The 25428-nt window shown below is 65.6% G+C and carries 18 protein-coding genes and 1 pseudogene; 11 read left to right on the top strand and 8 right to left on the bottom strand.

What is annotated here, in order from left to right:
* Positions 1–81 precede the first annotated feature (81 nt).
* The 6 genes from FRZ40_RS37680 to FRZ40_RS37655 all read right to left on the bottom strand — a co-directional run bounded on the left by FRZ40_RS37680 (position 82) and on the right by FRZ40_RS37655 (position 6930).
* On the bottom strand, positions 82–447 hold the full coding sequence (locus tag FRZ40_RS37680; RefSeq protein WP_240057456.1) for a hypothetical protein: 366 nt from the start codon (positions 445–447) through the stop codon (positions 82–84).
* The gene (locus tag FRZ40_RS37675) at positions 444–1406 is read right to left on the bottom strand and encodes a LysR family transcriptional regulator (protein ID WP_028366273.1); all 963 of its coding nucleotides are present in this window, start codon (positions 1404–1406) and stop codon (positions 444–446) included. The genes FRZ40_RS37680 and FRZ40_RS37675 overlap by 4 nt, the downstream gene beginning before the upstream one ends.
* 212 nt (positions 1407–1618) lie before the next feature.
* On the bottom strand, positions 1619–3886 hold the full coding sequence (locus FRZ40_RS37670) for a xanthine dehydrogenase family protein molybdopterin-binding subunit (protein ID WP_147237583.1): 2268 nt from the start codon (positions 3884–3886) through the stop codon (positions 1619–1621).
* Complete coding sequence (locus FRZ40_RS37665; RefSeq protein WP_028366275.1) at positions 3883–4371, bottom strand: (2Fe-2S)-binding protein; 489 nt, start codon at positions 4369–4371, stop codon at positions 3883–3885. Before FRZ40_RS37665 ends, FRZ40_RS37670 begins: the two co-directional genes overlap by 4 nt.
* Complete coding sequence (locus FRZ40_RS37660) at positions 4368–5657, bottom strand: cytochrome c (protein WP_147238525.1); 1290 nt, start codon at positions 5655–5657, stop codon at positions 4368–4370. The genes FRZ40_RS37665 and FRZ40_RS37660 overlap by 4 nt, the downstream gene beginning before the upstream one ends.
* A 67-nt stretch (positions 5658–5724) precedes the next feature.
* Positions 5725–6930 carry an FAD binding domain-containing protein gene (locus tag FRZ40_RS37655; RefSeq protein ID WP_147237582.1) on the bottom strand — a complete coding sequence of 402 codons (1206 nt, stop codon included), beginning with the start codon at positions 6928–6930 and terminating at the stop codon, positions 5725–5727.
* A 122-nt stretch (positions 6931–7052) separates the two neighbouring features.
* Here FRZ40_RS37655 and FRZ40_RS44770 point away from each other — a divergent pair, with 122 nt between their 5' ends.
* The 5 genes and pseudogenes from FRZ40_RS44770 (at position 7053) to FRZ40_RS37625 (ending at position 13490) form a co-directional block, all read left to right on the top strand.
* Positions 7053–7343, top strand: a complete 291-nt coding sequence (locus FRZ40_RS44770; RefSeq protein WP_193567066.1) for a hypothetical protein — start codon at positions 7053–7055, stop codon at positions 7341–7343.
* Positions 7344–7454: 111 nt separating this feature from the next.
* Entirely contained in the window at positions 7455–8096 is a 642-nt protein-coding gene (locus FRZ40_RS37645; protein WP_028366278.1) for an HD domain-containing protein, read from the top strand.
* A 40-nt stretch (positions 8097–8136) separates the two neighbouring features.
* On the top strand, positions 8137–9867 hold the full coding sequence (locus FRZ40_RS37640) for an FAD-dependent oxidoreductase (protein ID WP_147237581.1): 1731 nt from the start codon (positions 8137–8139) through the stop codon (positions 9865–9867).
* A 72-nt stretch (positions 9868–9939) separates the two neighbouring features.
* Positions 9940–10269: pseudogene (locus FRZ40_RS37635) on the top strand (MBL fold metallo-hydrolase); the annotation flags it as partial.
* A 269-nt stretch (positions 10270–10538) separates the two neighbouring features.
* Positions 10539–13490, top strand: coding sequence for an ATP-binding protein (locus FRZ40_RS37625; protein WP_147237580.1), 2952 nt, complete (start codon positions 10539–10541; stop codon positions 13488–13490).
* A 17-nt stretch (positions 13491–13507) separates the two neighbouring features.
* On the opposite strand, the gene FRZ40_RS37620 is transcribed toward FRZ40_RS37625, so the two are convergent.
* Positions 13508–14428, bottom strand: coding sequence for a LysR family transcriptional regulator (locus tag FRZ40_RS37620; protein ID WP_147237579.1), 921 nt, complete (start codon positions 14426–14428; stop codon positions 13508–13510).
* Positions 14429–14708: 280 nt separating this feature from the next.
* Here FRZ40_RS37620 and FRZ40_RS37615 point away from each other — a divergent pair, with 280 nt between their 5' ends.
* From FRZ40_RS37615 to FRZ40_RS37600, 4 genes are all read left to right on the top strand, one after another.
* Positions 14709–16907: an FUSC family protein gene (locus FRZ40_RS37615; RefSeq protein ID WP_147237578.1), complete on the top strand. Its 2199-nt coding sequence runs from the start codon at positions 14709–14711 to the stop codon at positions 16905–16907.
* Entirely contained in the window at positions 16904–18400 is a 1497-nt protein-coding gene (locus tag FRZ40_RS37610) for an efflux transporter outer membrane subunit (protein WP_147237577.1), read from the top strand. Before FRZ40_RS37615 ends, FRZ40_RS37610 begins: the two co-directional genes overlap by 4 nt.
* A complete protein-coding gene (locus tag FRZ40_RS37605) occupies positions 18384–18584 on the top strand; it encodes a DUF1656 domain-containing protein (protein WP_028366283.1) in 201 nt (66 codons plus the stop codon). Before FRZ40_RS37610 ends, FRZ40_RS37605 begins: the two co-directional genes overlap by 17 nt.
* A gap of 72 nt (positions 18585–18656) precedes the next feature.
* Positions 18657–19622, top strand: a complete 966-nt coding sequence (locus FRZ40_RS37600) for an HlyD family secretion protein (protein WP_193567064.1) — start codon at positions 18657–18659, stop codon at positions 19620–19622.
* 1 nt (position 19623) lies between these two features.
* Here FRZ40_RS37600 and FRZ40_RS37595 read toward each other — a convergent pair whose 3' ends face one another.
* Complete coding sequence (locus tag FRZ40_RS37595) at positions 19624–20556, bottom strand: AraC family transcriptional regulator (RefSeq protein ID WP_028366285.1); 933 nt, start codon at positions 20554–20556, stop codon at positions 19624–19626.
* Positions 20557–21046: 490 nt separating this feature from the next.
* Between FRZ40_RS37595 and FRZ40_RS37590 the strand changes: the two genes are divergently transcribed.
* Both FRZ40_RS37590 and FRZ40_RS37585 read left to right on the top strand, forming a co-directional pair.
* Positions 21047–23965: an ATP-binding protein gene (locus FRZ40_RS37590; protein WP_147237575.1), complete on the top strand. Its 2919-nt coding sequence runs from the start codon at positions 21047–21049 to the stop codon at positions 23963–23965.
* Positions 23966–24208: 243 nt separating this feature from the next.
* A complete protein-coding gene (locus FRZ40_RS37585) occupies positions 24209–25204 on the top strand; it encodes an alpha/beta fold hydrolase (protein WP_147237574.1) in 996 nt (331 codons plus the stop codon).
* The last annotated feature ends 224 nt before the right edge of the window (positions 25205–25428 follow it).

Raw genomic sequence — 25428 nt, 5'->3', positions numbered from 1 at the left:
GCTTCGATCAACCGTTCCGACGAAGAGGAGAGGGGCAGGCGGAAGGTTGCAGGCGCGCGCCGAAGAGCGCGCGTTCGCGATTTACGTCCAGTATTTGTAGCCCGTCACGCTGTGCTCGTAGCCGTGCGTTTCTTCGTGCGGGTGACGGCTGCGAACGGACTCGTCCAGCTTCTGCGCGGCAGGCCGTGCCTGGTCGGCAGCAGGCTCTTTCCATGACGTAGACGAAACAGCAGACGAAACGGGCGCCGCCATATCGGCCTGCGCGGCGAGCCGTTCGAGCGGCAGTTGCGCATTCGCGCCGACGACGAGAATGGCCTGCATCAGTCCCGGCGCCTGATAAGCGCAGATGGCCGCCAGCGCGAGGCTGCACGCAGCGATCGCATACGTGGGCCGGAAATGGAAGCGAAAGCGGAAACGGAAACGGGGAAGGGCGATGGTGCGCATCATGCATTCTCCACTACGCGCGCGAGACGACTGAAGGTCTGTTGGGTGTGCTCGTTTAAAAGTCGGCTATCGAGCGCTGCTCTCAGGTGCGAAGTCAGAAAGTCGATGAACGTCTTGATCTTCGCGTCGATGTGATGCCTGCTTGAATAGACGGCAAATACGCCCGAATTTTGAAGGCGCGATTCGGGGAACAGCTGAACCAGCCTGCCGTCGCGAATGTCGTCGATCACGCAATGCACGGGCAAGGCCGCGACGCCCGCACCCGCGAGCGTGGCAATGCGGGTCGCTTCCGTATCGTTGATGACGAACTGGCCGGCTGCTTCCTGGCTCGTGGATCTCACGAGGCTCAGCTTCACGTGATGATCGCTCGGCTCGACGCGGAACGGCACGGGCGTCAGCGCATATTCGTCGAGATCGCTTGCACTTTCGATCCGATGCGTCTGAAGAAAGGCGGGCGACGCGACGAGCACGCGCTCGCAATGTCCGATCAGCTTGCAGACGTTGCGCGAGTCGGGCAGCGCCGGCGCCGACACGATCGACACATCCACGTCGTCTTCGAGCAGATTCGCCATGCGCGGCAGGAACTTCAGCTGCACCGACACGGCGGGAAAGCGCTTGCGGTACTCCATGATCGAGTGCGTCAACTGCGCGAGCCCGAGGTCGGTCACGCAATGAATGCGCAGCGTGCCCCGTGCGCAGGTGTGGGCGTCGCCCGCTTCGGCCTCGGCGTCCTCGAGATCCGCGAGGATCTTCTTGCACTTCTGGTAGTAGCGCTCGCCGGGTTCGGTCAGCGATATCTTGCGCGTCGTGCGTTGCAGGAGCCGCGCCTGCAACTGGTCTTCGAGCGACGACACGGCGCGCGATACGCTGCCCGTGCTGCAGTTCATGTGCTCTGCGACGGCGCTGAAGCTGCCCGACTCGACGACGCGCGAGAAAATGCGCATGCTCAAGATCTTGTCCATGGAACCGTTCACCTCGTGCTGTCTGATCCGTTTTCTCGATGCGGAAGATGACGCTTTGCCGCTTGAGAGAAAGATAGATCGAGGCGAACGATTGGACCATCGTACGTTGGGACGTCTGTTTAATCCAAGTAGTCACGTCCTCATACGTTGGTATAGGTCCACGGGTTCAACGGTTTGCATTCGGGCGTGCTGCAAGGCATGCGTAAGCGATTCTATGCATCGATCTGCCTGCGCAGGCCCTCGCCCGCCAGCGGCATCTCGCGCGCCCGATAACCCGTCGCGTCGAACAGCGCATTGGCGAGCGCGCCCGCCGTCGGGCCCATCGCTGCTTCGGCGGCGCCGAGAAACGGCGCGCCGGGGCGGTCGATCAGATGCACGTTGAGACTGCGCGGCACGGCGGAGAAACGCAGGATCGGATAGCTGCTCCAGTCGAAGCTGCGGATGCGCTGCGTGTCGAATTGCAGTTGCTCGTACAGCGTCCAGCTCGCCGACTGCATGACGCCGCCTTCAATCTGATTGCGTATGCCGTCGGGATTGACGATCTGTCCGGAATCCACGGCGACTTCGGCACGTTCGAGTACGACCTGTCCCGTCTCGCGCACCACGGAAACCTCGACGGCCATCGCCACATAGGCCATCAGGTTCTTGTATTTGCCGAATGCAAAGCCGACCCCGTGATTTGGCTTGCGCGGCGGACGCGGCCAGCCGAACTTCTGCGCGGCGAGTTGAATCACGTCGCGAGCGCGTGGGTCTTGCATATGCTTCAGGCGGAACGCGACGGGGTCGGTATGTGCAGCGAGCGCCAGTTCATCCATGAAGCTCTCGATCGAAAACACGTTCATGTGCGCGCCGAGCGAGCGCATCGCCGACGTATGCAGCGGCATGGTCGGCGAGAAGTTGTTCATCACGTGCACGTTCGCGAACGTGTACAGCGGAATCGCATTGCGGTCGCCGCCGCCTTCGGGTTGCACCATCGGCACGGAAGGCGCGGGCTCGAACGGACTGGCGAGCATCGTCGCGGGCACGAGCCGCCCCGCGTCGACGATGCGCTCGTTATGCGAGCTGCTCCACAGCGCGTAATCCCAGTCGACGATGCGGCCCGTCGAATCCAGCGACGCGCGCGCCTGCGTGACCATCGCGGGCGTGAAGTGGTCCCACGTGTGCTCCTGCTCGCGCATCCATTGCACGCGCACGGGATGGCCGGGCATGTCGCGCGCGATCAGCGCGGCGTGCGCGGCGACGTCGTCGGCGCCGTTGTGGCCGTAGCAGCCCGAGCCTTCGACGTGAACGCAGCGCACGGTGTCCTTCGGCATCGACAGCATCTCGGCGAGCGCGTCGCGCAGCGGATAGACGCCTTGTGAGTGCGTCCACACCGTCATATGACCATTGTCGAACGAAGCGATTGCACACGAAGGACCGATCGAGCCGTGCAGCATGTAGCGCTTCGAATAGCGCGCATCCAGCGTTTTGACGGCCGCCGGCGTGGCTTCCTGCGCATGCGTGCTGGCGATTTCGATGTGCTGCGTGCAGAGCTTCTCGAGATCGCGATGGACGGTAGCGGGGTCGGGCAATGCGCGGCCCGCGCTCCACTCGCTGCCCGCTGCGAGCGCGCGCTGTGCCGCCACTGCCTGCCATTCGCCGCGCGCAACCACTGCGAGCACGCTGCCATTCCTGTAGACCTTGAGCACGCCGGGCATCGTCATGATTTGCGCGGCGTTGTCGCGCACGAGCTTCGCTTCGTACACGGGCGGCAACACGACGCGCGCATGCACCATGTTCGGCAGCGACATGTCCTGCACATAGCTCGCGCCACCCGTCACCTTGGCGGGAATGTCGACGCGCGGCAGCGACTTGCCGATCACGAAGAAAGACTTCGGATCCTTCAGCGGCGAGACGGGCGAGGCCATCCGGTGCAGATCGACGAGCTTCACGGCATCGCCGTAAGTGAGCGTGCGGCCGTCGGGTGCGTGGATCACGGCGTCGCGCGTGGTCAGCTTCGCGCGGTCGACATGCAGGTTTTTCGCTGCGGCATCGACCAGCAGGCCGCGCACCTGCGCGGCGGCGTTCAGCAGCGCCGTGCCGCTGTCGGCGATCGTGTGGCTGCCCGCCGTGAGGCCTTCGTCGGGCGAGGCGCCCGTGTCTGCCGTGAGGAACGTGATCAGCGCGGGCGCCATGTCCAGTTCTTCGGCTGCGATTTGCAGCAGCGCGGTGCGCACGCCCGTGCCGAGTTCGACCTTGCCCGTGTAGACCGTGACCTTGCCCGCGGGATCGATCTTGATCCATGCATCGAGAAACGGATTGGTCTTCAGGCTGCCCGCGAGCGCCTGGGTTTCCCTGGCGATGTGCACGGCAGCGCCTTCGTCGGCGATCACCTGTTGCGCGAGGGCCCGCGCGCCGGGAAACAGGCTGAAGCTCACGACGAGCGCGCCGGACACCATGAAGCGCCGTCGGTCTTCGTCGAAATCGTCTGCGTGGCTCATTGCGTGTCCCCGTGTGCGCCCGTATCGCTGCCGCTCAGATGCGCGACCTGGCGAATCGCCGCGAGAATGCGCATGTGCGTGCCGCAGCGGCACAGATTCGGCTCCATGTGCTCGCGAAGTTCGGCTTCCGTAGGGCGCGGGTTGCGCTCCAGCAGCGCCTGCGCGCGCATGATCATGCCCGCGATGCAGTACCCGCATTGCGCCGCCTGATGTTCGACGAAGGCCTGCTGAAGCGCGCCCGGACGCTGTGCGGTACCAAGGCTTTCGATGGTCCGCACGGGCCGCGCGCCGATCGACGACACAGGAATCAGGCATGAAAACGTCGCCTTGCCGTCGACCATCACCGTGCACGCGCCGCATTGTCCGAGGCCGCAGCCGAACTTCGCGCCGTGCAGGCCGAGTTCGTTGCGCAGCGCGTAGAGAAGCGGTGTCGACGGGTCGATATCGAGTGCGTGCTGCACGCCGTTCACAGTGAGGTGGATCATCGCGCGTCATTCTCCTTTCTGACCTTGGCCACGGTCGCTTCGACATCCGTCCACGCGCTGTGCTGCGAGTAAGTGGCGCGCACGTACGACAGCAGATCGGCGATCTGTTCGTTGCTGTAGACATCGCCGAAAGCGGGCATGTAGTTGATCGTGTCCTCGCCATGCCACGCGATGCCGCCCAGCACCATCTGGATCGCGTTGCGTGGCGTGCCGGCGTTGACGGCGGTGCTGAAGGCGAGGGTCGGGCGCTGGCCGGGCGACTGCATCGGCGACGCATTGCCGTGACACTGCGCGCACGATGCGGCGAACAGCGTCGCGCCACGCTGCTGCGCCGCCGTGAGCGGCGCGGCGCTGGCCCGGACCGCACGCGGCGCGTTCGATGACGCAACGGGCTTCTGCAGCGAGAGGAGGTACGCGGCGATCGCTTCGACGTCTTCGGCGGGGACCGTCGCGAGATCGCGCGTCACAGGCAGCATCGGACCTGCCGCCGCGCCGTGTTCGCTCGCGCGGCCGGTGCGCAGATAGGTGACCAATTGCTGCTTCGTCCACGGCTTCGGCGCGGCGTTCAGCGTGTTGAGCGCGGGCGCGTCCCAGCCGTCGACCACGCCGCCGTCGAAAGCTTGTCCGGGCTGCTCGCCGCCGATCACGTTGAGGGGCGAATGACACGATGCACAGTGCCCGAGTCCGTTGACGAGCAGGCGGCCGCGATTCCATTCAGCATCTTTCGATGCCTCGGTCTGCTGCTCGCCGGGGCGCAGAAACAGCGCGTTCCAGAACGCGAGCAGCGGTCTGAAGTTCAGCGGGAATATCAGCGCGTTCGCGGGCGCCGTCGCCTTCACGGGTTCGCGCGTCATCAGATACGCGTAGGCTGCGGCGATGTCCGAGTCGGACATGTGTGTGAAGTGGATGTACGGAAACGCCGGATACAGCAGATGCCCGTCGCGCGACACGCCGTTCCGGATCGCGCGCGTGAAGGCTTCGAGCGACCAGTTGCCGATGCCCGTGTCGGCATCGGGCGTGATATTGGTCGCGTAGATCGTGCCGAACGGCGTCGCGAGGGGCAGGCCGCCCGCAAACGGCTTGCCGCCTTTCGCGGTGTGACACACGATGCAGTCGCCGAGTGCGACCACGCGTGCGCCCGCCAGCTTCGTCTGGCTGTCGAACGACGAAGGCGGCGGCGGGCTGACGGGCGCGATGGCCCGCTTCGATATCAGCAACGCGGCGACGGCGAGCGCGGCCGCGATCGCGACGCCAGCCATCGCCAGCACGACAGGCCTGCGTATCATTGACACACGTGTCACGGAACGTTCCTCCGGGGCTGTGGCGGGGCAGCATGTCCCCGCATGAACAGGTCTAGCGTATCGAGGTCGGCGTGGAATTTCCTGAAGCCGCGCTAAAACGTTGTGAAGGCGGCACGACCGCGGTCATCAGCCGCTTGCCGAGCGAGATGCCGAGATCGGTCATCTGCCTGGCGCGCTGCAACTGCTGCGTCTCCCAGCGCGCGAGGCGTGCATCGATCGACAGCGCGTCGCCGTTCGCGAGATCGAGCGCGAGTGCAAGCGAATGCGCATTCGCGGCGGCTTTCGCCGTGCTGCCCGCCGTGTGAGGACGGGGCACGGCGGCGGCGTCGCCGATCAGCACCGCGCGTCCGAACACCATCTGTGGCGCGCGCAGATCGACGATCGGCTGCATGAAGGGATGCTCCGTCGATTCGACGAGCGCGCGGAACGTCGGCCCGAGTCCGGCCTGCGCGTCGTTGCGCAGCTGGTCGATGTCGGTCTGCTTCATCATGCCGGGCGGCAGCGAACGCGTGCGCGCGACGCCGTAACGGTCGACCAGCAACTCCTTCAGCACATCGTGGCCGTAGCGCCGGTACCAGACCCAGTTCCAGCGCCGCTCGCCGGCGCGCGTCTCGTCCCGTTCGCCGGGAATCAGATACGCGAGCGCCGAATGGCCTGCGCCATGCTGAAACGCGAAGCGCTCGCGCAGCATGCCGGCGGCGTGCACGGGCAATTCGAGTTCCGGCACGAGTCCGCGCCACGCGACGTAGCCCGCATACGCGGGCGTCACGTCGGGCAACAGGCGTTGCCTGAGCGACGAGCGGATGCCGTCGGCGCCGACCAGCAGATCGGCCCGTTCGGTGCGCCCGCTTTCGAAACGGGCGATCACCTCGTCGCCGTCCTGCTCGAAGTCGATGAAGGTTTCTCCCGCATGCAACGATTGGGCGGGCAACGCCTCTTTCATTGCGCGATATAGCAGGCTCCACGCGGTCTGGGTCTGCGGCATGTCGAGCCGCTCGACGATGCTGTCGTCGCGGTCCAGATAGATGCGCTCGCGGGAGCGCACGCCGGCGGGGTTCGGCAGCGCGACGCCTGCGTAGCGGACCGCGTGCAGCACGTCGGCTTGCAGAACGATGCCGCCGCCGCGCATGTCGAGCTGGTTCGGCGAGCTTTCGAAGACGTCGACCTGCCACCCGGCCGCGCGCAAAGACGTCGCTGCGAACAGGCCGCCGAGCGAGCCGCCGATCACGACGGCTCGCGGATACGACGGATGTTTCATGTTGCTCTCCTGAGCGTTGCGGGACGCAACGAATGAGTACGGATGCAGACACCTTATCCGTTGCGCGCGGTTGGCTGAATCCGTCTGCGCCGCAATCCCGCATTGCGCTGGACGCAACCAGAGTGCCCGACGCCGCGCGTAAGCCTGATCGGCGCCGCACCGCGTGCGCTTCAGGAAATTTAAAGGCGGGATACCGGCGCGCCGCCGCCGTACGGATCGCATGCAGCAACGTGTTTAGTGAAAGCGCGATCTGTTTCGCGGCGCGCATCGCGCGATGTTATGCGCATGTCGAGCGGGGGATCGGCGCGAAAGCGGCACGAAAACGGCACGAAATGGCGGGAAGCGCCGGAAAGCGCAACACGTGGCTGAACGCGCAGCAGGGAAATTTCACCGCGCTTATTAAGGTTTTTTAATGACCCGGCAAAGTATTCTCTACTCCGTATTGCTACGCTGCACGATGCGCCGGAAGAGCCGGCTGCACGGGAGCACATCGCCGGGGTATTGTCCGGCGCGGAGGAGTCAGGATGAACAAGAACATTGCCGGCGTGGAGCTACCCGATTCCGCGCTGGCCCGGGCCGCATTCGAGCATGTACGCGGCATCGAACCCGAACTGTTGTTGCATCACGCGCTGCGCGCGTTTCTGTTCGCTGCACTGATGGGTTTCAGGGAGGCGCTCGAATTCGATGCGAATCTGCTCTACGTCGGCATGCTGTTTCATAACGTCGGTCTGAATCCGCGCTTTAACCGCTCGCCGAACCGCTTCGAGATCGACAGCGCGAACGAGGCACGCGAGTTTCTGCTCGCGCAGGGTGTCGACGATTACGCGGCTACGGACGTATGGAATGCCATCGCGCTGCACACTACGCCCGGCATCCCCGATCACATGTCCGCGCTCGTGGCGCTCGTCGGCGCAGGCGTGCAGATGGATGTGCGCGGCGCGCGCTACTACGAGTTCACCGCGCAGCAGCGCGACGCCATCGTGCAGGCGTTTCCGCGCGAACGCGGCTTCAAGACGAAGCTGATCGAAGCGTACGCGCGCGGCATGGAGCATCGTCCCGAAACGACGTTCGGCACGGTCAACGCGGACGTGCTCGACCGATGGGACCCGGACTACCGGCGCCTCAATTTCTGCGGGCTCGTGCTGGGATCGGAATGGCCCAACTAGCCGCGCCCGCGACGTCAGAACATTCAGTCAAGGTCGATCGATGAACACCCCGGCTCTTCTTCCCAATCTGCCCGACGCGGCAACGACGGATCTGGGCATGCCCTATTCGTCGCTGGAGTTTCGCCAGCATCAGATGTTTCCCCGCCTGTCCGCCATGGAGATCGCCAGCCTGCGCCGCTTCGCGCAGCCGATGTCGTTCAAGGCAGGCGAGCTGATCTTCGAAACGGGCCGCGTCGCGCTCGGCCTGTTCGTGCTGCTGCACGGACGCGTGCGGATCTTTTCGCGCGACAGCTTCGGCCGCTCCACGCTCGTGACGGAGCACGACGACGGCCACTTCATGGCGGAGATGGCGCAACTGTCGGGCAAGCCTGCATTGATCGACGGCGTTGCGTTGACGGACTGCGACACACTCGTCGTCTCGCCGGAAAAGCTGCGGGCGTTGATCGTCGCCGATGCGCAACTCGGCGAGCACATCATGCGCGCGCTGATTTTGCGCCGGCTCGGTCTGATCGAGCAGGGGCTCGGGCCGATCATCGTCGGCAATGGCGACGATGCACGGCTCGTCCGGCTGCAGGGCTTTTTGCGGCGCAATGCGTATCCCGCGATGGTCATCGACGCACGCCACGACGCCGAAGCCGTGACGCTGCTGTCGGACATGACGACGGGCCCCGACGACTTCCCGCTCGTGTTCTGCCCGAACGGCTCCGTGCTGCGCGCGCCGGATGAAGCGCAACTCGCGTCGTGCCTCGGTCTGGTGCCGACCTTCGAGCGCTCGCACGTGTATGACGTGGCCATCGTCGGCGCCGGGCCTGCGGGACTCGCGGCGGCCGTGTATGCGGCCACGGAAGGTCTGTCCGTCGCCGTGTTCGACCAGCGCGCGCCGGGCGGACAGGCGGGTGCGAGTTCGCGCATCGAGAACTATCTGGGCTTTCCGACGGGCATCTCGGGCCAGGCGCTCGCGGCGCGCGCGTTCCAGCAGGCCCTGAAGTTCGGCGCACATCTGGCGATACCCGGGAAGGTGATGAACGTCGACGCGCAGGAGGGCGTCTATGCGCTGACGCTGATGGACGGCCAGCGCGTCAGCGCGCGCACGCTCGTCGTGGCGAGCGGCGCGGCCTACCGGAAGCCCGTCGTCGCCGAGTTCGACCGTTACGAAGGACGCGGCACGTACTACTGGGCATCGCCCATCGAGGCCAAGCTCGTCAAAGGCCAGGACATCGTGCTGATGGGCGGCGGCAACTCGGCGGGCCAGGCTACCGTGTTTCTCGCCAACTTCGCTCGCAGCATCCGCGTGCTGATTCGTGGCGCGGATCTGAACGCGAGCATGTCGAAGTATCTGATCGACCGGATCGGCTCGTTGCCCAACGTATCGGTGTGCACGCGCTGCACGTTGAAAGCGCTCGAAGGCGATGAAGCAGGGCTGACGCACGTTCATGTGCGCCGCGAAGGCGAGGCCGGCGAAATCATCGAAACGCGTCATCTGTTTCTGTTCATCGGCGCGGATCCGAAGACCGACTGGCTCGCGTCGAGCGGCGTCGAGCTCGACAGCCGGGGCTTCGTCGTGACGGGCTTTGCGCGGCGCATGCAGACGCACGTCGATATGGGCATTCACTATCCGCTCGAAACGAGTCTGCCCGGCATGTTCGCGGTCGGCGACGTACGCTCCGAATCGACCAAGCGCGTGGCGTCGGCGGTCGGCGACGGCGCGGCCGTCGTGAGCCAGATTCACGCGTACCTCGCCCAATACAGCACGGCCGCACAGAACATTTAAGAACAATTAGCGGCCGATGTGCGTGGGACTCGCTATGCTTCGGCGCATATCGAAGCGAGTGAGAGCAAACCCATGACGAGTCTTTCTGCGTGGCGCGCGGCGCGGCTGCGCGCCTGTCTGCTGGTGCTGTGCGTGTGCGGCGCAGCCTTGTCCGCCGACGTGCTCGCTGCTGCGCCGAAAGCGGACGCGCAAGCGCCCGGCTTCCACCGTATGACGCTCGGCGATCTGGAAGTGACGGCGCTGTCGGACGGCACGCATCCTTTTCCAGTCGATACTGTCGTGCAAGGCGTATCGAAAGCGGATATCCAGCGCGACCTCGAGCGCGAGTTCCTGCAGCCGCCCGTGCAAGGCTCCATCAACGCGTTCCTGATCAACACGGGCTCGAAGCTCGTGCTCGTCGATGACGTTCGCGCGTAACGGGCACACTGCGGGCACACCTGCGCGGACATGCGGGCTGTCTCACCGGATGCTCGTGCGACGACTTCAAAATTTTCGAATGGATCGTTCGGATTTTTCCACCCATGCAATCGATGTGCCGTTCTAGACTGCCAAGCACATCAACCGGTATGCCGCATGCGCATCTTGCCCAGCTCAATCAGCGATTCCTGTCTGTTCCCATCCGGCAACGCACGCCATGAAGCGTTGCCCGCGTATGCCTGCGCCATCCGCTCATGATCCACATTGGACCGCTCGACATCGATCTTGCGCGCCGTGAAGCACGCGTCGACGGAAAGACGGTACGCATCAGTAATCGTGCCTTCGACATACTCGAATTGCTGATCGAGGCGCAAGGCGGGCTTGTGTCGAAAGAAACGATCCTGGAGCGCGTGTGGCCCGAAACGGTGGTCGGCGACAACAATCTTCAGGTGCACATGTCGGCGCTGCGCAAGCTGCTCGGCGAAAGCCGCGACCTGATCAAGACGGTTGCGGGGCGCGGCTACCGGCTCGTGCGTGGCGCGTCGGCCGTGCGGCAAACGGGCGGCGCTTCGGCTTCGCATACCGAACGCCACATGGCCGTGCCGCACAACCTGCCTGCGTACAGTTCCGCGCTGGTCGGACGCGATGAAGCGATTGCGCACGTGTGCGATGCGCTCGGCGCGTCGCGTCACGTGACGTTGCTCGGTTCGGGAGGCATCGGCAAGACGCGCGTGGCGATCGAAGTTGCGCGCCGGCTGCTGGAGCAGGCGCCGGGCGGCGTTCATTGCGTGTCGCTGAGTGCCGCGTCGGATACGTGCAGCGTACTGGCGATGCTCGCATCCGTGCTCGGCGTGCATCCCGAAGGCCGCGCTGCGACGCGCGAGCGCATCGTCGAGACGATCGGCGGGCGCCGCATGCTGATCGTGCTCGACAGCTGCGAGCATGTCGTCGATGCCGCTGCGCGGCTCGCGCATCACCTGCTGTCGGCATGTCCGCAACTGCGCGTGCTGTCGACCAGCCGCGAGCCGTTGCGCATTCCGTCTGAGACCTTGTACTGGGTGCCCGCGCTAGACGTGCCCGAGCCGAACGACGACACGCCGCAGGTGCTTCGCTGCAGCGCCGTCAACCTGTTCCTGATGCGTGCCCGCGCGATCGATGCGCGCTTCGCCGCCGACGAGCCGAGCATTCACGTGACGGGCATGGTGTGCCGGCGGCTCGACGGCATTCCGCTCGCGATCGAGCTGGCGGCTGCGCGCGCGGCGCTGCTCGGCATCGATACGCTCGCGGCGCATCTCGACGACCGCTTCGGCATGTTGACGGGCGGCACGCGCACCGCGTTGCCGCGCCATCAGACGCTCAAGGCTACGCTCGACTGGAGCCATGCGCTGCTCGACGATGCCGAACGCAAGACCTTGCGCCGCATCGGCGTGTTTGCCGATCGCTTTCCGCTCGAAGCGGCGATTGCCGTCGCGGCGGACAACATCACGCGCGAACTCGATGTGGTCGCGGCGATGGCCGCGCTGGTCGAGAAGTCACTCGTGGTCGCGAGCACGGAGCCGGGCCATGCCGCGTTCCGCCTGCTCGAGACGACGCGCATGTACGCGCTGCAAAAGCTCGACGACAACGGCGAGCACCGCATGGTCGCGCTGCATCACGCGCGTTATCTGTCAGCGCTGATCGACGGCGATGCAGCGGGAAAGTCCGCTGGAGAAAGCTGGCGCAGCCGGATGCCTGAACTGCTCGACGAGGTGCGCGCGGCGCTCACGTGGGTGCTGTCCGATGACGGCGACGAGGCGCTGCGCGAAACCTTGCCCGTCCATGCCGTCTTTCTGTTCTACGAACTGTCGCTGATCGACGAATGCTGTGCATGGGCGCGGCGCGCGCTGGCAGCATTGGCGCCCGCTCGCGGCTCCTCTCACGCGTCGTCGCGCATGCGCGCCAGGCTGCGTCTGCTTGCGGCGCTCGGCGCGTCTCTGGTGCTCGTACATGGACCCAGTGCCGAGACGCATGCGATCTGGAAGGAAGTCTTGGCGTCGGCGATTGCGTCGGGGGACGAAGCCTTCGAGGCGCGCGCGTTGTGGGGCATGTGGAACGCGTGCCAGACGTCCGGCTCCGTGCATGACGCACTCGAATACGCGCGGCGCTACACGGCCTTCGTCGACGGTGTGGCCGATGTGCGCGGCGCGATTCTCGGCTACCGGCTGATGGGCGTGGCTGCGCATTACGCAGGCGATCAGCGCTGCGCACGGCTTTCGTTCGAGCAACTGCTCGAAGTGGCCGACGGTCTGCGCACGCGGATGCCGTCCGGACATTTCGCGGATCAGGTGCTCGTGAGCCGCGCGTCGCTCGCACGCGTGCTGTGGCTGCAAGGTCTGCGCGAGCAGGCGCTGGCGCTCGCCGAAGATGCCGTGATCGAAGCATGCAGCAAGGATCAGGCGATGATCGTCTGCTATACCCTCGCCGAATCGCTGGTGCCGCTCGCGTTGCTGTCGGGCAAACGCGACTGCGCGCGGCGCGCGATCGCAGTGCTGTGCGACGTGTCGGCTCGCGCGCGGCTGACGTTGTGGCAGGCGGCCGCGCGCTGCTTCGACGCGTGTCGGCGTTCACTGGACGACGTATCGGCGCAAAGCCTCGATAGTTTTCGCGCGGCGCTGGGCGAACTCGATGCGCTCAAATTCGGCGCGCCATTCGCGATGCTCGCCGCACAGTACGCGGTCGCGCTGATGCGCGCAGGCCGTCGCGACGAAGCGCAACAGGTCGTCGATAGCGCACTGGCGCGTTGCGATCTGGCGGGCGACTACTGGCTCATCGCCGAACTGCGGCGTCTGCGCGGCGAGCTGTTGCTCGCGGACGGCGCGGCCATCGATAGCCACAGCGACGCTGCCCGCGATGCGGAGACATGGTTCGTCGCCGCGCTCGAAGAGGCGTCGGCGCAAGGCGCGCGCTCATTGCAACTGCGCGCGGCGACGAGTCTTGCGCGGCTGTGGCACAGACTGGGCCGCGAAACGGAAGCTGCGCAACTGCTGCAATCGGCATGTGCGAATGTATGCGAGGGCCGCGATCTCGACGACTTCAAGGCTGCGGGGCAATTGCTGATGCAGGTAAAAGGGCTGACGCAGAAGCCGGCGGGCGCATCCGGCGAGCGCCGGCGTGCCGATACGGCGACGCGTCTTCTGAGCTTCACGCCGCCGCACAAGTACGCCTAGCGCGCCGGGCGCGGCGTTCAACCCATGGCGGCGCGCCGTTGCGCGACGTCGTCGATCAGATCGTGCCGGTCGAGCTGATCGACCCACCAGCGCAGCGCCTTGCCCGCTTCGTCGTCGCGCCAGGCCAGATAGAAGTGCGTGACGTTGCGCATGCCGCAGACTTCCTTGCGCACGAGTTGCCCGCGATTCAACGGCCCTGCGGCGATACATTCGGGCACCGTGCCCACGCCGAGGCCCCGCATCTGCGCGGCGAGCTTGGCGTCGAGCGTTGGCACGGTCAGCACTTCCTGATTCGCAGCAAGCGCGATCGTGCGCGGCGCGATCTTGCGCGACGTGTCGCTGATGGCGACGGCGCGGTGACGCGCGACGGTCTCCATCGCCAACGGTTCTTCGGCTGACGCGAGCGGATGACCCGGCGCGACGACGAACACATGTTTCAGCGAGCCGATCGGCTTCGCGATGAGATTCGCGATGGGCGGCGGTTCGCCCGCCGCGCCTACCACGAGATCCGCGCGCCGCGTGATCAGCGCATCCCACGTGCCGCCGAGCGTTTCCTTCGACAACAGCAGCCGCGTGCCGAGATTGAGCTTGTAGAAGTCGGTCACGTGAGGCCAGATCAGCTCGAAGGGAATGATTTCGTCGATGGCGACGCGCAGTTCCGACTCCCAGCCGTGCTCGATGCGCTTTGCCTTCTGTTCGAGTTCGCGCGCGGCCTCGAGCAGACGCCGGCCTTCCTCGACGATGACCCTGCCCGCATGCGTGAGCTTCGCGCGGCGCCCGCTGCGTTCGAAGAGCTTGACGCCCAGATCGACCTCCAGCTTCTGTACGAGATACGTCAACGACGATGGCACCTTGTGCAGTTCTTCCGCGGCGGCCGAGAAGGTGCCCGTGCGATCGATTGCGTCGAGTGCCTGGAGGACTTCGAAAGAGAGGTTCATGTAGGGCGTCGCGAGGGATGCGCGGCGTGTGTGCGAAGCGCTTTCAGTTTGCACGCACGTCGAAGCGTTGAATGGATCGTTGCCGATAGCATGCAGGCGCATCGGCGTTCGCGCAATACAAGAATCGCCTGTTTTCAGCCTGCAAGCATGAGCGTGCGATTCAGCAATCGGCGCGACGCTGCTTCGCGCACACTCGAAGCCTTCAACGTACGCGTCGTGCGCGCATCGTGCACCACGACGCGCATGCAGCACCGATCCGGCACGACACACGGGCACTCTTATGAACGGCGACACAGGCATCGCGGCACGTCCGCGATGGCATGACGAACTCACGCAGTACTGGCGCGAAGACTATCCGCGCTTCAGGCATGTCGCGAAGGTCGCGATCGCGTCGACGCTCGCCATGGGCCTGTGCATGCTGCTCGAACTGCGCGGCCCGGCGACGGCGATGGTGTCGTGCATCGTCGTGATGATGTTCCAGCAGAGCGGCATGGTGATCGCGCGCGGCTTCTATCGCGGCCTCGGTATGCTCGGCGGCAGTCTCGCGGGGCTGGTGCTGGTGTCGCTGTTCTCGCAGGCCTCGTGGATGTTCCTGCTCGTGCTGGCTTCGTGGATCGGACTCTGTGTGTTCGGCTCGTCGTACTTCCGCAACTTCCAGTCGTATGGTTTTCTGCTGACGGGCTATGCGACGGCCATTACCTCGCTGCCTGCCTTGTCGAATCCGTATGGCGTGTTCGACAACCTGGTCTATACCGTGAGCGAAGTGGTGATCGGCGTGGCATGCGCGAGCCTCGTCAGTGCACTGATCTTTCCGCGCCGCGTGACGCCCGATCTGGTCGCGGCGAGCAACGGCACTATCGGCCATCTGTTCGCCGCCGTTCACGCGCTGCTCGGCACGGCGCTGCCGAAGGACCGGTTCGGCACGATGCTCGATCTGCTGCGCGAGCGCGCAAACGTGCAAAGCCTGCGCGTGGGCGCCGTGTTCGAAGATCCGTCGATCCGTTTGCAGAATCATGCGTTCATCCAGCTCGATACGAATTTCGTCGATGCACTGGCATCCGCGCACATGCTGAACGAGGCGATCGCGCAGGCTTGCGTCGAAGCGGATTCGCGCGCGCCGCTTGCGATGCGCGAGCTGATCGACAGGTTGCTGTCGATCGTGCCGGACAGTCTGCCGCCAGGCGCACGGGCGCAGCAGCAGGTTGGCGCGCTGTCGGCGCCGCTTGCCGAATTCGAGCGCGGGCTCGACAGCCGTATCGACGCGTTGCTGCAGACGATGCACGGCGAACCCGAAGCGCAGCGCGCCTTCATCGAGACGACGGGTGCGGCGCTGCATGGTTTGGTCGGCAATCTGCGCGCGCTGTGCCGCAGTTTCGTCGAAGCGCGCGGCGCGGATCAGCGGCCGTGGCAGCAGTCGGTGGTGCGCTCGCTCACGCATCTCGACAGCACGCGCGCCACCGCCAACCGCGCGGCGGCCATCATCAACGGCATGCGCGCGGCCGCCGCCGTGCTCGCTGTCGGCGCGATGTGGCTCGCGTCGGGCTGGGTCGGCGGATCGAGCGCGCTGGTGTCCGTCGCGATCGTCAGTGCGCTGTTCACGCTGGCACCCGATCCCGTCGTCGCGAGCTGGCAGATGTTTTGCGGCTGCGTCGCCGGGACTGTCGCCGGTTTCCTGATGAGCTTCTTCGTGTTCCCGCTGTTCGACAGTTTTGCGCTGCTTGCCGCGTGCCTCGCGTTTCCCATCATGTTCAGCGCGTACCTGAATACGTTTCCGAAAACGGCGACGCTCGGCCTCGGCTTCGGCGTGTTCTTCTGTTATTCGGTGAACGTCGCGAACCCCGTGACCTATCATCCCGCGCAGTTTCTCGACACGGCCTTCGGCCTGTCGCTGGGCATTGCCGCCGCCGCCGTCGCGTTCTCGACGATCGTGCCGCTCGCGGGCGACTGGATCTCGAAGCAGTATCTGAAGCAGATCCGTTCGCTCGTCACGAAGTCTGCCCGTGACCGCGGTCTCGACGATCTCTCGCAGCGCTTCGAGTCGGGCATGCGCGGCTTCATCATGCGGATCGCGTCCGCGCCTGCGGGCGAGCGCGTGGATCAGACGCGGCTCGTCGCTGCGGCATTCGCAGCCCTCGAAGTCGGCCGCGCGATGATCGTGATCCGCCAGGACACGGAACGCGTGGCCGCGCTGTTGCCGGAAAACTGGCGAGCGGTTCAGGACGAGTGGCTCGATGCGCTGGCCGACGTGTTCTCCGCTGCGACGACCGGATCGCGAGCGCGCGCGATGCGCGCGACCTTGCGTGCAGAGCAGGCGCTTGCACGCGTCGGGCCCTCTGTGACAGCGTCCGATTCGCTGCTCGTCAAGCGCATGTACCGGCTGATGCGTTTCAGCGCATTGATGCTTAACGACGATACGTTGCCGCTGTGGCAGGCCGCGAACGCTGCGCAAGCTGTCGCTGCATCGGGAGTGACGGCATGAAGCAGCGTCCGCCCATTCTGAAGACAGCATGTCGCGTAACGGCGATGGCCGCGCTAGGCGTGCTGCTCTGCTCGTGCATCAATGGCGGCGGCATTCGTCCGCACGAAACGGCGCTCGACCCGGCATCGCTCGATGCAGGCAACGCGATCCGCACCACACGCGATGCCGCCGCGTGGCCGTCCGACCGATGGTGGCAGCAATGGGGCGATCCGCAACTCGATACGCTCGTCGACGATGCGACGTCGGGCAACCCCGGCCTGAAGGAAGCACAGGCGCGCATCGACAACGCGCGCTTCCAGGCGCAGATCGCGGGCGCCTCGGAACTGCCGCAGGTCAGCGCGGGCGGCAACTTCGAGCGTCAGCGCTTCGCGCGTTACAACACGCCCGCGCCCCCCGGCGGCACGACGGTCTGGAACAACAGCATCGCGGCGGATCTGTCCTACGACCTCGACCTGTGGGGCAAGGACCGCGCGATCCGCGAAGGTGCGCTCGATGCCGTGCAGGCATCGGTGGCCGACGACCGTTTCGCCGTCGTCGAATTGCAGACGGCCGTCGTGCGCGCGTACGTTCGGCTCGCGTTGCAGTACGCGTTGCTCGATGCGTATCAGTCGGTGCAGGCCGAAGAGCAGCACACGCTCGACATCGCAACGCGCCGTCTGGAAGCAGGCATCGGCAGCCGGCTCGAAGTTTCGCAAGCGACGACGCAGGCGGCGATGAGCGTGACGAAGGTGCAGGAAGCGCAGCAGCAGCTTGCACTGAGCCGCATCGATATCGCCGCGCTCGCGGGCAAAGGCGCGGGCTATGGCGATACGCTGAAGCGGCCCGCGCTTGCGCTGAACGTGCCCATCGCGTTGCCCGCGTCGCTGCCCGTCGATCTGATCGGCCATCGGCCCGACATCGTCGCGCAGCGCTGGCGCGTGCTCGCCGCGGAAAAGGGCATGACGGCCGCGCACGCCGCGTTCTATCCGAACATCGATCTGCTCGCGACGGCATCGCTGGGATCGGCGGCGACCTTCGGCGGCTTCTTCAACCTGCTAGGCAGCAACGGCGCAGGCCACAATCTGGGCGCGGCCATTTCGCTGCCGGTCTTCGACGGCGGGCGGCTGCGCGGCGAATACGGTGTGGCCGTCTCGGACCGCGATGCCGCCGTCGACGCGTACAACGCGGCCATCGTCGATGCAATGCGCGGCGTCGCGGCGCAGGTCACGTCGCTGCGCGCGCTCGACGCGCAGCGGGCCTCGATCGACAGCACACTCGATTCGGCACGCGACGCCTATCGGCTCGCCGACGCGGGCTATCGCAACGGCATCACGGAGTTTCTGAACGTGCTCGCCGCGCAGAACGCACAGCTGGAGCAGGAAGAGCGGCTTGCCGGCGTACAGGCCAAACGGCTCGACGCGTGGGCGCTGCTGATGAAAGAACTGGGCGGCGGTTTCGCCGCGACGGCAGCGGACCGCGCTGCGATGGAGCCCGATCATGCCCGCCGAAATTGAAATCGGTTCGTTTCTCGTGCCTTATCTGCTGCCTGTGCTGATCGGCTGCGCGGTGGTCTTCGTGATGCTCGATCTGCTGTTCGCGCGGCTCGGCGTGTACCGCTACGCGTGGCACCCGGGGCTGTTCCGCGTCGCGCTGTTCGCTGCGATGTTCAGCGGCGTCTCGCTGCTGGTGCGCGGTTGAGGCGCGACGGGAACGGTCCAGAAACGGGACAGAAGCGACAGGTACTAAACTCAATTGCACACAACGATGACGATGAAACCGCAATCCTTCCTGCGCGCGCTCTTCACGGCGACGATCCTGCTGGTCGCCGTCGTGCTGGTGCGCCTTCTGTGGGTCGACTACATGTATTCGCCGTGGACGCGCGACGGCCGCGTGCGCGCCGATGTGATCGACGTGGCGACGGACGTGTCGGGGCTCGTCAGCGAAGTGCGCGTGAAGGACAACCAGTTCGTGCATCGCGGCGACGTGCTGTTCGTACTCGACCCGTATCGCTTCCACTATGCCGTTGCACAAGCCGATGCCGACGTCGCGCGGGCCCAGGCCGAGATGACGCGGGCGAGAGCGCAGATGGCGGAAGGGGCGTCGCTCGACCAGATGAAGCGCGCGCAGGCGGCGCGGCGCGCGAATCTGGCGGGCGACGTGATTTCCGACGAAAGCCGCGACGATGCGGCAGCGGCCGCGAACCAGACGGACGCGGCGTATCGCGCCGATGCCGCGGCCTATGCGGCTGCTGAGGCGCTGTATCGCGCGGCGCTCGTCGAGCAGCAGACGGCACAGCTCAATCTGACGCGCAGCGAAGTCAGGGCGCCCGCCGACGGCTACATCACGAACCTGAACCTGTACCCCGGCGACTACGCGAGCGCGGGCAGCGCGCGGATGGCGCTGATCGACTCGCACTCGTTCTGGGTCTACGGCTACTTCGAGGAAACGAAGATTCCGCGCGTGCATGTCGGCGATCATGCCGTCGTGCGGCTGATGTCGGGCGGCGTGGACATTCACGGACACGTGGACAGTCTGTCGAGCGGCATCGCCGATCGCGACAATCCGACCGGCACGGGCGATCTGCTGGCGAATGTGAATCCGATCTTCACGTGGGTCCGGCTCGCGCAGCGCGTGCCCGTGCGCGTGCATCTCGACAAGGTGCCGCCCGGCGTTCACCTCGCTGCCGGGATGACGTGCACCGTCACGTTGCAGCCGGGCGGGAACGTACGTTCGTAATCTACGTTCCTGCGCTTGTCTGCCGTCCCGCTGCGCGCCGCCATGCGCCCGGCGACATGCCGACCGACTTCAGAAACACGCGGCTCAGATGGCTCTGATCGGCGAATCCGCAAAAGATGGCGACTTCCGTGAGGGTCATGTCGGTGGCGCCGATCAGCTGCCGCGCCTCCGTCACCCGTTGTTCGAGCAGCCACTGATGCGGCGTGCGCCCCGTCGCGCGTGTGAAGGCGCGGATGAAATAGCCGCGCGACAGATTGCATTCGCTGGCGACGTCGGCAATGGATGCGCCGTGCCGCGAGCGTTCGATCAGCAGCTCTTTCGCGCGTGCCTCGTGCGCGTGCGACAGCGCGCCTTTCGCACGCGGCGACGGGGTGCGCAGATTGCCGTAGCGCTGCGCGAGGTGCGTGCCCATGATGACGCTCATCTGCTCGACGAACAGCGAACCGATCGCGCCGTAATGGGCGAGATGGCCGTCGAGCGCACGCGCGAGATGGCCGAGCACAGGGTCTTTCTGTTCGATCGCGCACGTGAGCCCGCTGATCGCCGGGCCGCCGCTTTCGTCGCCGAGCCGCGTGAAGTATGCACGCGATAATTCGACCAGCACGAAGTCGAAATTCCCATATAGATCCGCGCGATAATCTTCTGAAAAATCGCGGATATAAATCGAATCCGATTCGAAGCGTTTAGTGACAGTCCGCTCGCCGTTAAAAATATTCCGCCGATGCCCGCTGTTCAGCGAAATGCCGACCAGAAAGCCGCGGCCGGAGGCGGGCATGGCGACGCGATCCAGATGCGCTTCGTCCATGCATTTGCGGTAGAAGCGGATGTCGCCAATATCCAGTTCGATGTCCTTGCGCAATTGGCTCGACACGCAGCCGAGCGTGTCCTTCGGCTTGAGCGGCGCGGCCGCCGCGGGATGTGCGCAAGTCGTCATGGGCAATTTCCTCGTTCATGCATTGCCGGTGAAGCATAATCGGACCAGTTTACACGGAAGCAAACATGGCAAATTAATCAAAACACGTTTTCCGGCTTATATGTCCATATGCCGGGATGATTCGCGTGCTTTGAACGGGTCGGTATTCTGGCGGAATTTGCCGGCTTGCGGACCTTCGTCCAGGCGCAATGCGCAAGATGTGAAGCCCGCCTCAGAACAGTAAAAAAGCCTCCGCAAAGTCTAATCAGGTCACTATTATTCAAGACACGCGGTGACGGCCTGTTTACAATCCGTTCCGATATTCCGTTTTTAGCCAGCCCATTCGCCCTGTCTATCCAGCCCAATTGGTGGGCCGGGAAGGCGCGATGCGCAAGCCAATGCACACGCTCGCCGCGAGCGGTTGGCGCGCGCCCGACCCCCGACCTTCAACCAGGTGCCCATTATCGCCATCGGTCAATCGAACTCGCGAACAGCGTTTGCTGGAGGAGCCATGATTCAGATCGGCACATTGCTCGTCAACTTCGAACAGCGAGAGATTCGTCAGCAGGGCCGGCCGGTGCGGATCGGGGCCCGTGCTTTCGACATTCTCGAAGTGCTGTATCGCGCCGAGGGCGGCATCGTGTCGAAGGACGCCATCATGGATGCCGTGTGGCCGGGCTCGATTGTCGAGGAGAACCGGCTGCAGGTTCACATCGCGGCGCTGCGCAAGCTGTTCGGCGCGGACCGCGAACTCATCAAGACCGTGCCGGGGCGCGGCTATCTGCTCGTGTCGGAGAACCGGCAAGCGCACGCGCCGGAGCGTCATGGCGTTTCGCCGTCGGGCGGACTGCCGGCGTGTTCCGCGACCCTGGTGGGCCGTCATATCGAAGTCGCGCAGATCATCGACCGTCTGGGCCAGGCGTCCGTCGTCACGCTGGTCGGCGCGGGCGGCATCGGCAAGACGTGCCTCGCCGTGCATGTCGCGCGCGAAATGCGCGAGCGCTTCGGCGAGCCGGTGTACTTCGTCGAACTGGCGAAGGCGTCGACGCGCGAGGCCGTGCTGAAGACGCTGGCGGGCGCATTGCGGATCGACGCCTGCGACGACTATCTGAGCCAGGAGCGGCTCGCCGACGTGCTCGCTGCCGCGCCGTGCCTGCTCGTGCTCGACAACGCCGAGCACGTGATCGACGTGATCGCGACGCTCGTCGAAGCGCTTACCGCGCGCGCACACGCGCTGCGCGTGCTGGTGACGAGCCGTGAGCCGCTGCACATCTGGGCCGAGTCCGTGTTTCGCATCGAGCCGCTTGCGGTGCCCGCGAGCGACTCGCCGGCCAGCGCGATCCTCGCGCACTCGGCCGTCGAACTGTTCCTGAGCCGTGCGAAATCGGCCGCGCCCGAATGCGCCGCCGACGAAGACGCGCTTCGCCTTGTCGGCGAAATCTGCCGGCGGCTCGAAGGCCTTCCGCTCGCCATCGAACTCGCGGCCGCGCGCGTGGCAACGCTCGGCGTCGAAGGCGTGGCGTCGCGTCTCGACGACCGCCTGAACCTGCTGACGGGCGGGCTGCGCTCGGCGCTGCCGCGCCATCAGACGCTGCGCGCGACCTTCGACTGGAGCTACGCGCTGCTCGACGGGACCTCGCGGATGCTGTTCAGGCGGCTCGGGTTCTTCGCGGGTGCATTTACTTTCGACGCCGTCTGCACGGTCGCCACCGAACCCGACATGCCCATCGCCGGCGTCATTTCGAGCCTGAGCGAGCTGGCCACCAAATCGCTGTTGTCCGTCGAGTTCTGCGGCGCGATAGCGCAATACCGGCTGACGGAATCCACGCGCGCGTACGCGATGGAAAAGCTGCGCGACGAGGGCGAGCTGCAGCGCATCGCGTCGCGGCACATGCAATACCTGCAGGAACGGATCGAGCACGGCAGGCTGCCCGTCGGCGAAATCGCGCAGGGGCTGCCTGCCACCGAACCTCGCCTTGCGCTCGACGACGCACGCGCCGCCTTCGAATGGGCCTTCTCACCGGGCGGCAATCCGGCGCTCGGCGTGGCGCTGGCGGGATCGCTCGTGGGCACGCTGATGCACGGCTCGCTGCTGCACGAATGCCATGAGCGCTCGGGACGCGCACTGGCCGCGCTCGACGCGCTGCCGCGCGGATCCGTCGACAGCCTGTGCGAAATGCGCCTGTGCTCCGCGTATGCGTCGACACTGCTGCACGCGGGCGGCCCGATGCACGAAGCGGGGCCGCTGTGGAAACGCGTGCTGGTGCTCGCACGCGAGGCGCGCGACGAAGCCTTCGAAGCGCGCGCGCTTTGGGGCGCATGGAATTCGACGCTCGCGCGCTCGGACATTCATGCGTCGTTCCGTTTCGCGACGCGTTTCCAGGCATTCGCGGAGCGCTGCGGCACGCCGTGGCAACAGGTGCTCGGCGCCGAAATGATTGCCGTCTCGCTGCACTGCTTCGGCGAGCACGAGCAGGCGCGCGTGCGGCTCGAGCGGGCCATTGCCGCGCTGACGGAACTCGGGCCGGCGGCGCCGGGCCCCATCGGTCTTCCCGTCGATCCGTTCAACTTCGGCAACGGCACGCTCGCGCGCATCGTGTGGATGCAAGGCCATCCCGAGCAGGCGATGCAGCTCGTCGAGAACGTCGTCAATTCGATTCGGCCCGACATGCTGGAGCCGTCGCTCAGCCACGTGCTCGCGGTGGCCGCCGTGCCCATCGCGCTGTATAGCGGCGAACTCGAAGCGGCGTCGCGCTATCTCGCCGTGCTGCAATCGCAGGTCGCATTGAACCGCTTCGAGATCTGGCAAGCGTATGCCGAGTGCCACGCAGCCCACCTCGACATTCTTCAGGGACATCCGCACGCCGGTCTCGCGAAGCTCGAAGCGGCGCTGCAACGCCTGATGTCATGCGGCTTCCGGCGCGTGCTCACGCCAATGATCACGTTATGCGCTGAGACGCTGGCGCGCACGGGGCGCATCGCCGAAGCGCGGATGCGACTCGACGAGGCGCTCGAGTACTGCGAGGCGCATGGCGAGCATTTCTTCATCGCCGAGCTTCAGCGCGTGCTGGGCGTCACGGCGCTCGAACAGGCGCGAGTGCTTCAGTCGGGTCGACGCGCGGCGATGGCCGACGAGTTCGAAACGGAAGGGCGGCGTCATCTGCTCGACGCGATACAGACGTCAAGGGAACAGCATGCGCCGATGCTCGAACTGCGCGCCGTGCTGAACTTCGCGGACCATCTGCTCGAACGCGGCGAGACATCACGGGCTGCGTCGCTGCTCGCCGACGTGAGCACGCGTATCGACATGCAATCGAACGCACCCGATATCCGCCGGCTCGCGCAGCTGCTGCACGAAACGTGCGCGGTCCGACAGGCCCACGACCTCGATGCCGATAGCGGACAGGCCGTCATGGCCAACGGCATCTGAAGCGAAAATTCGCACGTTTCGACGGGTTCGATCCCTCCTGAAAATTCCTTAATGCGACCGCGCCCGGCAAGCGGGCCGTCTGCATTTAAGGATGTTTAAGCCGCACACAAGGACTTTGACCTTGCGCGCCGCTAAGCTCCGTCACTCGCGATACGGCCCGCATACCGGCTGTGTCCAGTCATCGACAACAGACCATCGCCGCGCAAGCCGGCGCGATGCGATGCAACGACGGAGAACAACTCAATGAACACGCAGAGCTACACGGCAGCACCCTCGGAATCGCGGCGCAGGCTGCTGTCGGCGGGCGCGACGATGGCGGGGGCCGTGGCGGCCATGGCGAGCCTGTCGGCCAATGCAGCGGGCACGGCGGGCGCAGGGGCAGCGGGCGGTCACGTGGGACGCGTACACCAGCAAGGTGGCAGCTTCGTGAAGGCGAAGGACGGCACGGAGATTTTCTTCAAGGACTGGGGCACGGGCACGCCCGTCGTCTTCTCGCACGGCTGGCCGCTCTGCGCCGATGCGTGGGACCCGCAGATGCTGTTCCTCGTGAACCAGGGCTATCGCGTGATCGCGCACGACCGGCGTGGCCATGGCCGTTCGGGCCAGTCGTCGGGCGGCAACGACATGGACACCTATGCGGACGATCTGGCCGCCGTGCTCGACGCGCTCGACGTGAAGAACGCGATGCTGGTCGGGCATTCGACGGGCGGCGGCGAAGTCGCGCATTACATCGGCCGTCATGGCTCGAAGCGCGTCGCGAAGGCCGTGCTGATCGGCGCGGTGCCGCCGCTGATGCTGAAGACGCAGGCCAATCCCGGCGGCCTCGCGATGTCCGTATTCGATGGGATTCGGACAGGCGTGGCCGCCAACCGCTCGCAGTTCTATCTGGATCTCGCGACGCCGTTCTATGGCTTCAACCGCCCGAATGCCAGGGTGTCGCAAGGGCTGGTTCAGGACTTCTGGCGCCAGGGCATGGAAGGCTCGATCAAAGGCCAGTACGAGTGCATCAAGCAGTTCTCCGAAGTCGACTATACGGAAGACCTGAAGAAGATCGACGTGCCGACGCTGTTTCTGCACGGCGACGACGACCAGATCGTGCCCATCGACGCATCGGCGAAGCTCGCGTCGAAGCTCGTGAAGAACGCGACGCTGAAGGTCTATGCGGGCGCGCCGCACGGCATGTGCAGCACGCATGTCGAGCAGGTCAACGCCGATCTGCTCGCGTTCCTGAAGGGCTGAATGAAGGGCTGAATGAAGGGCTGAATGATGGGCCGAACGAAGGCCTGAACGAAGGCCTGAGCGACTGATAGCTCAGGCTGTGCGCCGGCGACGCGCGGCATCGATAGCCGCCCATGCATCGTGCAGGGCGGCTTTTGTTCGTTGTAGACTGTTCTGCGTCTCTCACGATGACCGCACGTCCCTCATGGCCACACCGCGTCGCAGCCAGTTTCGACGCGCCATCG

Source organism: Paraburkholderia azotifigens (assembly GCF_007995085.1).
GTDB classification, from domain to species: domain Bacteria; phylum Pseudomonadota; class Gammaproteobacteria; order Burkholderiales; family Burkholderiaceae; genus Paraburkholderia; species Paraburkholderia azotifigens.
The sequence above is the reverse complement of the archived record's forward strand: the minus strand, read 5'-3'. Positions and strand labels throughout refer to the sequence as shown.

Excerpts from the sequence above, each read along its gene's own strand:
- FRZ40_RS37590 (WP_147237575.1), top strand. The coding sequence starts at position 21,047 with ATGATTCAGATCGGCACATTGCTCGTCAACTTCGAACAGCGAGAGATT.
- FRZ40_RS37585 (WP_147237574.1), top strand. The coding sequence starts at position 24,209 with ATGAACACGCAGAGCTACACGGCAGCACCCTCGGAATCGCGGCGCAGG.
- FRZ40_RS37675 (WP_028366273.1), bottom strand. The coding sequence starts at position 1,406 with ATGGACAAGATCTTGAGCATGCGCATTTTCTCGCGCGTCGTCGAGTCG.
- FRZ40_RS37660 (WP_147238525.1), bottom strand. The coding sequence starts at position 5,657 with ATGATACGCAGGCCTGTCGTGCTGGCGATGGCTGGCGTCGCGATCGCG.
- FRZ40_RS37615 (WP_147237578.1), top strand. The coding sequence starts at position 14,709 with ATGAACGGCGACACAGGCATCGCGGCACGTCCGCGATGGCATGACGAA.
- FRZ40_RS37610 (WP_147237577.1), top strand. The coding sequence starts at position 16,904 with ATGAAGCAGCGTCCGCCCATTCTGAAGACAGCATGTCGCGTAACGGCG.
- FRZ40_RS37605 (WP_028366283.1), top strand. The coding sequence starts at position 18,384 with ATGCCCGCCGAAATTGAAATCGGTTCGTTTCTCGTGCCTTATCTGCTG.
- FRZ40_RS37655 (WP_147237582.1), bottom strand. The coding sequence starts at position 6,930 with ATGAAACATCCGTCGTATCCGCGAGCCGTCGTGATCGGCGGCTCGCTC.
- FRZ40_RS37625 (WP_147237580.1), top strand. The coding sequence starts at position 10,539 with ATGATCCACATTGGACCGCTCGACATCGATCTTGCGCGCCGTGAAGCA.
- FRZ40_RS37600 (WP_193567064.1), top strand. The coding sequence starts at position 18,657 with ATGAAACCGCAATCCTTCCTGCGCGCGCTCTTCACGGCGACGATCCTG.
- FRZ40_RS37670 (WP_147237583.1), bottom strand. The coding sequence starts at position 3,886 with ATGAGCCACGCAGACGATTTCGACGAAGACCGACGGCGCTTCATGGTG.
- FRZ40_RS37665 (WP_028366275.1), bottom strand. The coding sequence starts at position 4,371 with ATGATCCACCTCACTGTGAACGGCGTGCAGCACGCACTCGATATCGAC.
- FRZ40_RS37595 (WP_028366285.1), bottom strand. The coding sequence starts at position 20,556 with ATGACGACTTGCGCACATCCCGCGGCGGCCGCGCCGCTCAAGCCGAAG.
- FRZ40_RS37680 (WP_240057456.1), bottom strand. The coding sequence starts at position 447 with ATGATGCGCACCATCGCCCTTCCCCGTTTCCGTTTCCGCTTTCGCTTC.
- FRZ40_RS37620 (WP_147237579.1), bottom strand. The coding sequence starts at position 14,428 with ATGAACCTCTCTTTCGAAGTCCTCCAGGCACTCGACGCAATCGATCGC.
- FRZ40_RS37645 (WP_028366278.1), top strand. The coding sequence starts at position 7,455 with ATGAACAAGAACATTGCCGGCGTGGAGCTACCCGATTCCGCGCTGGCC.
- FRZ40_RS37640 (WP_147237581.1), top strand. The coding sequence starts at position 8,137 with ATGAACACCCCGGCTCTTCTTCCCAATCTGCCCGACGCGGCAACGACG.